Here is an 11,244-nt window from a genome sequence, read left to right on the forward strand (position 1 = left end):
GTGAAGAAAAATGCACTGACGGCACTGCATTCCGGTGTAACCACGATGCGCAGCGTCGGTGAATTTTTTTATACTGATGTACAGCTCCGAGATGAAATTAATGCAAACCGGTTTGTTGGCCCCAATCTTTTGGTGTCTGGGTATTTCCTGAGCGTAACAGGTGGTCATGGGGCACCCTATTTGACTTTGATCGGCGATTCGCCATGGGAAGCGAGAAAAAATGTAAGAATTAATGTGAAAAGCGGAGTAGATCTAATCAAAATATGCGTGACTGGCGGGGTTACCGATGCCAACATGGTCGGCGAAGCAGGCCGCTTGCAAATTACGGAGGAAGAGGTAGCCGCCATCTGCGAGGAAGCCCATAAAATCGGTATGCGTGTAGCGGCCCATGTGGAAAGTACCGAAGGCGTAAGAATCGCTCTAAAGGGCGGGGTGGATAGCATTGAACACGGTGCGGAGATGGATGAGGAGATCATAAGTCTGTACAAAAACAATCCTAGGGCATTAAAGGGCTATACCGCCTTGATTCCTACGATGCAGGCTGCGTATCCCACTGCAAAATTGGACACGGGCCTAAAGAAGGTGAATGAGACTGTTAAGGGAAATTCCCGGCTTGTGTACGACTCCATGCTGAAGGGACTGCGACAGGCTGTGGAACATAATATCAAAATTGGGGTTGGAACGGATGCCGCAATGTCCTACGTCACCCACTATGATATTTGGCGGGAAGTGGACGAGCTGCTTGATTCCGTTTGGTAAAATTAAACCCACCCCGTAAACTCCAGTATAGACGCTTTCGCAGATTGCGCTTCGGATTGTGCCCCTTTACGCCATTCTTTTGGCGGCTTTCCCATAAGCCTGGAGAAGCAACGGTTGAAGCTGGAAATGGAGTGAAAACCGACTTGTTCAGAGATCGAAAGAATAGAATCCTCCGTGCTTTTTAACTGCTTGCAAGCCTCTTCGATTCGGGTGCTGTTTAGAAAATCAAGAGGCGACGTCCCCATAATTTCATGGAATTTTCTTCGAAAATGAGTTGTACTTAAATGGCACAGGTCGGCCAAAAAATCCATCGTAATGGGGTTCATATAGTTTTTCGTGATGTACTCCAGAACTGGAGAAATGACAAAATCGCTTTTCAGGCTATGCTCTGTTTCTTGATCTGCCAACAGTTCATTTCTGGAATGAATTCTAAGGAGTTCTATATATAGGGATAGCAATAAGCCGTAGGCACTTTCCTGATAGTAAGGATTCTGCTGTTTTAATTCCTCTACGATTGAAGTCGCAAGTGTATAAACCTTGGGATGTTGCTCCTTATTCAATATACAGTTCACGCCTTTTACCACCCACAAATTCGGCTCGAAGTTACTGTAAGCGCTTTTAAATGAATGTTGAAAAAGGTCCTCTGGCGAAAAAAAGATATAAGACCAAAGACTGGCTGTATTTGGTGAACTGTACGTGGTATGAGGAAGATACCTGGGGATGAAGGTGACGTCTCCGGCTTTGAAGGGAATAGATTCTCCTTTGATCTCCATGATGCCACTATCTGAATAGCATATACCAATCTCCAAATGGTTATGGAAATGGAGATGTTCACTTTTAATATCTGAAATCTTCCAACGCTCACCGCTTAATAGCAAGACAGGGAAATTTATGGGCAAGCTGTAGTGCCGATATTCTATGACGGGCTTCTTTTTTCTGGGCATAATCAATACCCCCATGACTTTGGTTTTAACCAGCAGATATACATCAGGATTTTGCAAAATTCGATTCCAATGGCTCATAGGTGCAATATATAGACGAACTAGACCATTTCGATCTATATATTGTTTATTGGAAGTCGCTTATTGGATTTTTGCAAAATCCTCACATAAATGATTGGAATTGCGCAGTTTTGTTGCGAATATGCTTAGATGGAGACTATTTTACTGCGTACAATGGAGTAAGTAAAGCGTTTTCAAAACGGCGACAAACAGCTCTCAAGCGCCTTTGGGGGCGTGTGCGCTAGGAGAGGGGAATAAAGATGCTTCAATTGATTTGTGACAAGGAAGAGATAGTAAAAGTTATCGACAAAGTCGTCAGAAAAACAATGGCGATGGATTTGACGTGGGACTGGCCTTGCGGTGTGGCTTATTATGGTGTATCCACGGCCTATACCAAAACAGGAAATAAAGAGTATTTGAATATGCTTGTGCAGTGGGCGGATGAATATATCGAGCTGGGCCTGCCGCACTGGACGGTAAACACATGTGCTATGGGCCATATGCTGATCACATTGTATGAAGAAACAGGGGACCAGAAATATTGGGATATTGTGATGAGCAAGGTGGATTATATTCGGAACCATGCTCTCAGGTTCGGAGACAATGTTCTGCAGCATACCGTATCCGTTGCTAATGATTTTCCAGAACAGGCATGGGCGGATACGTTGTTTATGGCGGCATTTTTTCTGCTGCGTGTAGGAACCAAATTAAAGGATGAGGAAATGATCCAGGACGCCTTAAACCAATATTACTGGCATATCAAATACCTGCAAGACCCTAGTAGCGGTTTCTGGTACCATGGCTACAATAATGTCAAGCAGGATCACATGTCCGGATTTTTCTGGGGGAGAGCAAATGCTTGGGGAGCCTATACCATGTCGCAAGTTAAAATTCATTTGAAAGACTGGTATTTATATCCGCAGTGCATGGACGTGGAGTGTTCGCTTCGGGATCAACTAGCGGCACTGAAGGGGGTTCAAACGGAGAACGGCCTGTGGCGGACGGTACTGGATGACGAGGAGTCCTACGAAGAAGTGTCTGCATCTTGCGGTATCGCGGCGGCCATGATCAATAATGGCAATCCGCTGCATACCAAATACGTGCAAAAGGCATTGGAGGGCATCTTGAACCATATTAGCGAGGACGGACGGGTACTAGGTGTGTCGGGCGGCACAGCGGTTATGAAAGATCGGGATGGGTATCGGAATATTCCAAAAGACTGGATTCAGGGCTGGGGTCAAGGCCTGGCATTGGCCTTTCTGTCTGATATGTTGAATTAGGAGGGAACCAAGTTGTCCAAACAAACTACGGGGGCCTTTACACTACCGGGAGAATCCGGTTATGAGGCGCTGACCCTGAAATTAGCTGAACGGTGGGGTGCCGATGTCATCCGTGATAGTGACGGCACGCAATTGTCCGATGAGATTATTAACGCTGGGTACGGCATATATTCGACAATCTGTATCATCAGAGATCATAATGAGTGGGCGTCCCACCATCTGGATAAGCTACAGCAGTGTTTTTTAATTACTAATCCGAAGGTAGCTGTACAAGATTATGTATCCATCTATCTGATGGAGGATTTTTTTGCTGAACAATTCAAAGTGAATGATTCCAAAGAGGCGTTTAACTATTGGCAAGTTTTTGACAGAACGACTGGAGAGGAAGTTCCAAGAGAACAGTGGAATTATGAAAGGGAATCCGGAAATGTGGTCATTACCGGAATTGTTCCTTGGCATAAATACACGGTAAGCTTCATGGCCTACCGGATCTGGGAAGAGATTTCCATGTACAATCACACAACGAATCATTGGGACAAAGAGCATTTGATGCAGATTGATCCTATCTATGCAGAAACGCAACAATATCTGCTGGATTGGATGGAAGATTGGTGTCTCCATCATCAGGAAACCACGGTTGTTCGGTTTACCTCCTTATTTTATAATTTCGCCTGGATCTGGGGCAGCGATGAGCGCAATCGCCATCTGTTCTCTGACTGGGGTTCATATGATTTTACGGTAAGTTCAAGAGCGCTTGATCTGTTTGCCAAGAAATACGGGTATTCGATGACTGCCGAGGATTTTGTGAATGGCGGGAAATACCGCGTCAGTCATATCCCGGCTAAGCAGCGCAAGCTGGATTGGATGGCATTTATCAATGATTTTGTAATCGAATTTGGCAAGAAATTAATTGACATTGTGCATAGGCACGACAAGCTGGCCTATGTTTTCTATGATGACAGTTGGGTTGGCATGGAGCCTTACAATGACCGTTTTCAAGAGTTTGGTTTTGACGGGTTGATTAAATGTGTGTTCTCCGGTTACGAGGCGAGGCTCTGTTCAGGTGTAAAAGTGAATACGCATGAGATTCGACTGCATCCATATTTATTTCCGGTTGGTTTAGGAGGGCTTCCTACCTTTATGGAAGGGGGAAACCCCACGCTGGATGCCAAAAAGTATTGGATTAATATCCGGCGCGCCTTGCTGCGGGAGCCTATTGACCGGATTGGATTGGGCGGATATTTGCACCTTGTAGAGCCTTACCCGGATTTTTGCGATTACATCGAAAAGATTGCCAATGAATTCAGAGAAATTAAGGAACTGCACCATGAAGGCAAGCCCTATCACATGAAGACGAAGGTAGCTATTCTGCATAGCTGGGGAAAATTGAGATCGTGGACATTGTCCGGACATTTCCATGAAACGTATATGCATGATTTGATTCATGTCAATGAGGCTTTATCCGGATTGCCGATTGAAGTGAAATTCATTGATTTTGAAGATATCCGTCAGGGAATTCTACAGGATTGTGATGTAGTGATCAATGCCGGCTCTGCTGGTTCAGCATGGAGTGGTGGGGAGTACTGGAATGACAACAAGTGCGTGGACTTACTGACCAAATGGGTTTATGAGGGTGGTACCTTTATTGGCATCAACCAGCCTTCTGCGGTCGAAGGCCACGACAGCTTTTTCAGAATGGCACATGTTCTTGGACTGGATGAGGATACAGGCTCCAGAGTAGGTCATGGAAGATGGGCATACCAGGTTAGGGATGAGCATGGTTTGGTGCCTGAAGGAGCCAGTATAACGCCAAAGAATAGCATTTATCTTACCGATGGGTCAGCTGGGGTAGTGGATGAAACGAGTGGTATGATAACACTGTCTACTCATGCCTTCGGTAAAGGAAAGGGGATCTACCTTCCTTCTTTCGAATTCAGCTGGGAAAACACAAGGTTGCTGCTGAATATGATTCGGTTTGCGGGCAATGAGTTACATGAAACGAAGTACATTACGGATAACCTATATACAGAGTGTGCTTATTATCCAGAAAGTAAAATATTGGTTGTTATTAACAATAGTGATCAACTTCAAAGAACCACGATTGAAACGGAATATGGCAAACAAACCATGGAATTAGATCCGTATGACACCATGATCACCCATATCGGCTTAACAAAATCGGTATAGGAACGGAAAATTTGAGAAGTAGCGGTATCAAGCCCTCCTTTATTTTAAGGAAGGGCTTTTTGTTTCAGCACCTCCAGAAAATCAAGCCAATTTACCGGGGATTTTGTCCATTCAAAAGTATCTACTCCATCATTAACTATAAGTAAAACAATTAAGGAGATGATTTCTTTGAGAAAGGCAACCTTAATGAAAATTAAAAAGACAGAAGCAAAGTTGGGAAAAAAACTGAAAAAAAATAGTCACGTGATTATGAATCTTAAAAAAGCCATTCGTGTAACTCAACTTGGAGATGGATTCGCACGATTCACTTTCGCACCGATCACTATTTCTCCTAATAGCTTTAGAAGCACTACGATTAACGGTAACGCCTACAATCTGATTAGCGGTGCATGGACTTTCTCTGGTAATGAACAAGGGTTTCTTCTCAATAATTATTCCGCGGCTGAAGACAGATGGGTATTTACTGCATGGAATCCATCTGGATTCACAAGAACGGTATCCTATGCTGTTATCGCCAAACGGAAGCCATAATTCAAATGTCATAGCTAGTAAAGAAAAGGAGCTTGAAGGTTCCTTTTCTTTACAAGAATGTAGAGAAAATTTTGAACAAACCTTCGATGATCTTATAATTTTTGATAGTGATATAAGAGATTCTTTACTTTATCTTGGATCATTTGTCTTAATGATTCAGGCCTCACTGATATTACATAATGACCATATCTCATAAAATATTGAGCGATAAACTCCTCTTCTCCAGGATTATAAAATCCCTTAATTACTGTCTTATCACCATTTTCTATTTTCATAGAAGGATAATGTTCTTTATAAAAAATATCCTTGGCTTGTTCTAAAATCTCTACTTCAAAGTCAATGCTCTTCTCGGATTGATACATTTCTAATGAACGACTAAGGAGTTCATCTATAGAAAAGCGAGAATTGCTCGCCTCTTCTTCTATAGAGGTGATTCGATCACATCTGAAAACTCTATATTTATTCGTATGTAACTCTATTCCAGTAGCATACCATTGACCAAACTTAGCGGAAATTTTGAAAAATTGAACATAGTAACTTTTTTTCTGATTATTTTTAACATATTTAACTTTACAGATACTCTCATTAAGAATGCTTGTTAGAATTTTATCTAAATAACGACTAACATGATTATGCTGATATATTTCAAATTGTAGAACCTTTTTCATTTTATGAATCTGGTTTATTTGTATTTTAGAAAGACAGTGTTCAAACTTTTCATTGAGTTGATTAACACTTAAATGAAAGGGGGTAGATTGATAAGCTTCTAACGTCAACATTGCAAAGTACAGAGCATATACCTCATCCATTGTGAAAATAATGGGGGATAACAATCTATTTTTTAAGATACCATATCGTCCATGTCGGCCATGTTCCGAAAAAATAGGCATACCTAATTGTTCTAATGAATGAATATCACGTAGAGCTGTGCTTTTTGAAATATGGTATTTATCCATTAGGTCATTTAAATTAAAGAATTCTCGACTGTTTAAGTATCTGATCATATCATTTAATCTTTCCGATTTCTTCATTTAAATCTCCTTATAAAGGTGTCATATTTTGATACCTTTATATATGATAATAAGTTCAAGGGAATATATCAAATTCATAAAATTCTACACATATAAAAGGAGATTGATACCATGAGTACAACACTGGAAGTAGCTATTTTCTTATCTATGAACGGAAAGGCAAAAGAAGCTATACATTTTTACAAAAAACACTTCAACGCAAAGGAATTGTTTCTGGTTACCTATCAAGACATGGCCGAACGTGACAGCTCCATACAGCTTACTGATGAAAATAAAAATTATGTTTCTCATTCAGTCTTATCCATCGGAAAAACAAAAGTAATGATAGCAGAAGATACAATGAATCCCAGCGAAAAATATACAGTGGGTAATAACACTTCATTATGTATTCAAAGTGCGGACCTAGAAGAAATTAAACATTTTTATAATAGCTTAATTACAGATGATCACGTGAAAATTATTGTTCCTTTATCTAACAATGTGTTTAGCGAAGCCTACGGTATTATTGAAGATCCATTCGGTATTCAAATACAATTAATGTTTGATAATCGATTATAATAAAAAAGAATGTTCCATGTTTCATAATTGGATAATAAATGGGCAGAAGTAAAAACTAAAATGGAAAAACCTAAGATACCGCAGCAGAAAAGGAGACACTATGACGGAGAAAAAAGAAATAGCAGATCAAATAGGGTGGAACTTCGACAACAGTTATTCTCGTTTGCCGGAATCATTGTTTACAAAGCTTAAACTGACTCCTGTCCGCTCACCCAAGCTGATTATACTTAATCATCCGTTGGCAGCATCACTGGGGTTGAACGGTACAGCGCTGCAAAGGAATGATGGCGTAGCGGAGCTGGCTGGAAACCAGGTTCCAGAAGGAGCCGTACCTCTTGCTCAAGCTTACGCAGGGCATCAATTCGGGCATTTTAACATGTTAGGAGACGGGCGTGCTCTGCTGCTTGGCGAACAGATCACTCCCTTGGGTGAACGGGTTGATATTCAGCTCAAGGGCTCAGGCAGAACGCCATACTCCCGTGGTGGTGACGGCCGTGCGGCACTTGGTCCGATGCTTCGCGAATACATCATCAGTGAGGCGATGCATGCGCTAGGTATTGCTACCACCCGCAGCTTGGCGGTGGTATCCACGGGTGAGTCGATCATCCGGGAAACCGAGCAGCCCGGAGCCATTCTGACCCGTGTGGCTGCCAGTCATCTTCGCGTCGGAACCTTTCAATACGTCTCAGCATGGGGCACGTCCCAAGATCTCCGTGCTCTGGCTGATTATACCTTGGAAAGACACTACCCGGAAGTTGCCAATGACGAAAACCGTTACCTTTCACTGCTTCAGGAAGTGATTAAGCGACAGGCCGAACTGATTGCCAAATGGCAGTTGGTTGGTTTTATTCATGGGGTGATGAATACTGACAATATGACCCTTAGCGGAGAAACCATTGATTATGGTCCTTGCGCCTTCATGGATACCTATAATCCCGAGACGGTGTTCAGTTCCATCGATAGGCAGGGCCGCTATGCTTATGCCAATCAGCCGCATATTGCTGCGTGGAATCTCGCGAGATTCGCTGAGACGCTCTTGCCACTGCTGCATGACAACAGGGAGCAGGCTGTCACACTGGCCGAGGATGCAATTTCAGATTTTGTAAAAATGTTTCACCATCATTGGCTTGCAGGAATGCGGGCGAAGCTGGGGATCTTTAACGAAGAGCAGGAGGATGAATCTCTTATTGAGGATCTTCTGAGTATTATGCAGAAGCATCGTGCCGACTACACCAATACCTTCCGTGCCCTAACTTTGAACAAGTTGGAGGATACGGTTCTGTTCAGCACAGCGGAATTCACCCAGTGGCACGAGCAATGGCAGGCGAGACTGGGCAGACAGCAGGAATCACAAGCCTCCTCGTATCAGCTGATGCGCAGCAGCAATCCTGCAATCATTCCACGCAACCACCGGGTAGAAGAAGCACTGGAAGCTGCGGTGGAACGAGAAGACTACCGTGTGATGGAGCAGCTTCTTGAAGTTCTTTCGAACCCTTATGCCTACTCTACCGAACAGGAAATGTACTCTACATTGCCTGAGGAATCCACCTGTCCTTACCGAACCTTTTGTGGTACCTGATGTGGAGCGAACTATTTGAAGATAACCTATATCATGCGTTGGTGGAGAAGATAGCCAGTCTCTCACCAACGCATTTTGTTTTTATAGGGGTAGGTTGCACCTGATTAATCCAGTTCCTGACCGTCATTTTCGATCTGTATGTGCCCGCAATAAAGACATTGATGCGTACAGTTCTGCGTAAGAGCAGGCCGGCCCTCGATGCGCATGTCGCTTTTTCCGTTCAGCCAAGGCATCGTAAGGACAGGAATACACGGGGCCTTTTTCACCCCATAAATATCGACCATCTCACTGGCTTGCACAGCCGGATTCAGCGGACTGGAGCAATTTCCAAAAGATTTTATGTTCACTCCAGGTACATAATCTCCAATATTCATCTGTGCTTTATTTTTAACATACACCCCATGGCTAAAAGGTCGCTTCAAACGCGTAGGCTGTGTACCGTAACTACAGCTTAAAATCGCACCTGCCACGACATAGCTTTTTTTCGCACCTGTTCCAGGCTGCACACTTGCTTCTTCCATACGGATTATTCCTCCTTTGTGGCCATCTCCACTTTTTGCACACGAACACCTGTAAATGGACGACGCAGCAGACTTTCCGCTACCGCGAGATTGATATAGACATGTGCTTCCAACATGCCGGCAATCCGAAATATAGGCGATTCGATTTTCCCGTGTTTAAGTACCAATTGCTTTAAGGTGTGGTCGGGATACCACTCGGTTTGTGAGGAAAGACAATCCACCACAGGTGGACGCAGTATCCAGTACACATCCTGCCTGGCTTTCTGAAAATCGGTAAGTATAGCGGCCTTCCATTCCAGCTCCGGCATATATTTTTCCAACAGGGCTTTCATGGAGTCTGAAACCAGCGGCAAAGGGAACTCCAGAAAATCCGGATATACGGTTCGTGAATCTGTATGTACAGCTAAAAACAGGGGAGTGTCCTCCGTCTGGATTCTGTGATCCGCAAGGAGTTCTTCCACCTGCAAGGGAGACAGGGAAGCAGGCTCCACCCGATACTTGACGCGCTCGTCCACCATGAGTCGAAAATATCTCATTTACCCCCACTCTCCTTTACTCACTGTATCTGTTACCTGTGTAACCAGGGGTGCTTCTACAGCAGCAAGGCCAATAGCTTCGCTTAGTTGGATATCTGTAAAGATTGCCCGGTGTAGTTTTGCTCCTGTAAAATTAGCGTTTACTAAACATGCACCTATAAACGAAGCGCCAGTAACATCGGTTCCTACAAAGCAGGCACCTGTTAGATCCGCGCCGTTAAATAAAGCTCTTTGCAGCGCGGCATCTTGGAAAGTAGCTCCTTGAAGCTGTGCATGTTGAAAACTAGCTCCCTGTAAATTAGCTCTTGTAAAATTCACTCCATCCAATCCTAACGGTTCCCAATCCAGCCAAGCATCCGATCCATATTCGCTATTGCTTATAACTTCGTCCAGTACAGCCTCTTGCAGGGAACAGCCACTGAAATCGGCTCCGTGAAGCAGGCTGTGCGAAAAGTCGATTCCATCTAGCTGAGCTTCTTGCCATACCGTGCCTACGAGGATACACTGATGCAATCGACTTTGTTGCATCTCGATCTGGCGAAAGACTGTATAGCGAAAATCCAAGGAACTGTAATCTCCATCCGACAGTTGAACTTGAGACAGTGCTTGGTAGCTGTAGGCCGATTCTTCTTTTTCCTCCAGCCAAGACTTTATGATGTTTGCATCCATGGGTCTTCGATCTTCCCGATACACAGAGACACTATGATCCATATACTCTCCGACGCGAATCTCAAAAGCTTCTTCACGATCCAACGCTTCAAACTCTGGTAGGTCGACTGCTTGCTTCATAGCCTGACGAACCAGACTAACGATCATCGTATGAAGATATCCCGCTGCTTCCAGCATGATCTGTTCCAATTCAAGTACGGAAAGGGAGACTTGCTGCTTCAAAGTTTCAGCCCCAAGTTGTTCACGTAATTGAGTCCAATAGGGAAAAATCCAACTTGCATCGTACTCCAACTGAACGGGCTCAGCATCAAGCATCCATAAGGCATCCGTAGCTTCAACAAGATAAACGGGCTTCTCTTCAAGCCATGTGGTGCGCAGCATGGAGTAGGTGATGTAACCGATATGACCTTTACGATCTGTGAGTTGCTTTTGCCGAATCAGCTCACAAAAGGCCCGAAAATGTTCTACTATATGCTGTAATCGTTGTGTTTGTGTTGATTTACATTTCAACGCCCATTCTTTGCGAATAAGAGACCAAGCCTGTTGAAGAGCCGCTTGTTGCTGATCTAACACATCTGTTTGCTTTTCCATT

Annotated in this window: 11 protein-coding genes; 6 read left to right on the forward strand and 5 right to left on the reverse strand. The window is 43.7% G+C overall.

Annotation, left to right across the window (positions count from 1 at the left end; genetic code table 11):
- The first annotated feature begins 45 nt into the window (after positions 1 to 45).
- Positions 46 to 759: an amidohydrolase family protein gene (locus tag T3H97_RS04215; protein WP_442955632.1), complete on the forward strand. Its 714-nt coding sequence runs from the start codon at positions 46 to 48 to the stop codon at positions 757 to 759.
- Positions 760 to 761: 2 nt separating this feature from the next.
- Here the strand turns inward: T3H97_RS04215 and T3H97_RS04220 are convergent, their stop codons facing one another.
- Positions 762 to 1,781 (reverse strand): AraC family transcriptional regulator, encoded by a 1,020-nt coding sequence (locus T3H97_RS04220; protein WP_328801771.1) that lies wholly within the window; start codon positions 1,779 to 1,781, stop codon positions 762 to 764.
- 239 nt (positions 1,782 to 2,020) lie between these two features.
- On the opposite strand from T3H97_RS04220, the gene T3H97_RS04225 reads away from it, so the two are divergent.
- From T3H97_RS04225 to T3H97_RS04235, 3 genes are all read left to right on the forward strand, one after another.
- Positions 2,021 to 3,040, forward strand: a complete 1,020-nt coding sequence (locus T3H97_RS04225) for a glycoside hydrolase family 88/105 protein (RefSeq protein ID WP_328801772.1) — start codon at positions 2,021 to 2,023, stop codon at positions 3,038 to 3,040.
- Positions 3,041 to 3,052: 12 nt separating this feature from the next.
- Positions 3,053 to 5,227, forward strand: a complete 2,175-nt coding sequence (gene gnpA, locus T3H97_RS04230) for a 1,3-beta-galactosyl-N-acetylhexosamine phosphorylase (protein WP_328801773.1) — start codon at positions 3,053 to 3,055, stop codon at positions 5,225 to 5,227.
- A gap of 159 nt (positions 5,228 to 5,386) precedes the next feature.
- Positions 5,387 to 5,758, forward strand: a complete 372-nt coding sequence (locus T3H97_RS04235) for a hypothetical protein (protein ID WP_233901821.1) — start codon at positions 5,387 to 5,389, stop codon at positions 5,756 to 5,758.
- A 92-nt stretch (positions 5,759 to 5,850) separates the two neighbouring features.
- Here the strand turns inward: T3H97_RS04235 and T3H97_RS04240 are convergent, their stop codons facing one another.
- Entirely contained in the window at positions 5,851 to 6,789 is a 939-nt protein-coding gene (locus T3H97_RS04240; protein WP_328801774.1) for a helix-turn-helix transcriptional regulator, read from the reverse strand.
- 111 nt (positions 6,790 to 6,900) lie between these two features.
- On the opposite strand from T3H97_RS04240, the gene T3H97_RS04245 reads away from it, so the two are divergent.
- Complete coding sequence (locus T3H97_RS04245) at positions 6,901 to 7,347, forward strand: VOC family protein (RefSeq protein ID WP_328801775.1); 447 nt, start codon at positions 6,901 to 6,903, stop codon at positions 7,345 to 7,347.
- Between the two features lie 100 nt (positions 7,348 to 7,447).
- The gene (locus tag T3H97_RS04250; RefSeq protein WP_328801776.1) at positions 7,448 to 8,926 is read left to right on the forward strand and encodes a protein adenylyltransferase SelO; all 1,479 of its coding nucleotides are present in this window, start codon (positions 7,448 to 7,450) and stop codon (positions 8,924 to 8,926) included.
- 104 nt (positions 8,927 to 9,030) lie between these two features.
- Here T3H97_RS04250 and T3H97_RS04255 read toward each other — a convergent pair whose 3' ends face one another.
- Genes T3H97_RS04255 through T3H97_RS04265 form a run of 3 tightly spaced genes read right to left on the reverse strand, consistent with a single transcriptional unit; the run spans position 9,031 to position 11,243 of the window.
- The gene (locus tag T3H97_RS04255) at positions 9,031 to 9,447 is read right to left on the reverse strand and encodes a DUF4280 domain-containing protein (RefSeq protein ID WP_328801777.1); all 417 of its coding nucleotides are present in this window, start codon (positions 9,445 to 9,447) and stop codon (positions 9,031 to 9,033) included.
- A gap of 5 nt (positions 9,448 to 9,452) precedes the next feature.
- Positions 9,453 to 9,983 (reverse strand): hypothetical protein, encoded by a 531-nt coding sequence (locus tag T3H97_RS04260; protein WP_328801778.1) that lies wholly within the window; start codon positions 9,981 to 9,983, stop codon positions 9,453 to 9,455.
- Positions 9,984 to 11,243: a pentapeptide repeat-containing protein gene (locus tag T3H97_RS04265; RefSeq protein ID WP_328801779.1), complete on the reverse strand. Its 1,260-nt coding sequence runs from the start codon at positions 11,241 to 11,243 to the stop codon at positions 9,984 to 9,986. It lies immediately after the preceding gene.
- Position 11,244 lies beyond the last annotated feature (1 nt).

Source organism: Paenibacillus sp. LX16, from assembly GCF_036252815.1.
Classification (GTDB): domain Bacteria; phylum Bacillota; class Bacilli; order Paenibacillales; family Paenibacillaceae; genus Paenibacillus; species Paenibacillus polymyxa_B.

Bases quoted from the DNA above. Each gene is read 5' to 3' on its own strand.
- T3H97_RS04255 (WP_328801777.1), bottom strand. From the start codon at position 9,447: ATGGAAGAAGCAAGTGTGCAGCCTGGAACAGGTGCGAAAAAAAGCTAT.
- T3H97_RS04245 (WP_328801775.1), top strand. From the start codon at position 6,901: ATGAGTACAACACTGGAAGTAGCTATTTTCTTATCTATGAACGGAAAG.
- T3H97_RS04240 (WP_328801774.1), bottom strand. From the start codon at position 6,789: ATGAAGAAATCGGAAAGATTAAATGATATGATCAGATACTTAAACAGT.
- T3H97_RS04260 (WP_328801778.1), bottom strand. From the start codon at position 9,983: ATGAGATATTTTCGACTCATGGTGGACGAGCGCGTCAAGTATCGGGTG.
- T3H97_RS04265 (WP_328801779.1), bottom strand. From the start codon at position 11,243: ATGGAAAAGCAAACAGATGTGTTAGATCAGCAACAAGCGGCTCTTCAA.
- T3H97_RS04225 (WP_328801772.1), top strand. From the start codon at position 2,021: ATGCTTCAATTGATTTGTGACAAGGAAGAGATAGTAAAAGTTATCGAC.
- T3H97_RS04235 (WP_233901821.1), top strand. From the start codon at position 5,387: ATGATTTCTTTGAGAAAGGCAACCTTAATGAAAATTAAAAAGACAGAA.
- T3H97_RS04250 (WP_328801776.1), top strand. From the start codon at position 7,448: ATGACGGAGAAAAAAGAAATAGCAGATCAAATAGGGTGGAACTTCGAC.
- T3H97_RS04220 (WP_328801771.1), bottom strand. From the start codon at position 1,781: ATGAGCCATTGGAATCGAATTTTGCAAAATCCTGATGTATATCTGCTG.
- T3H97_RS04215 (WP_442955632.1), top strand. From the start codon at position 46: ATGCGCAGCGTCGGTGAATTTTTTTATACTGATGTACAGCTCCGAGAT.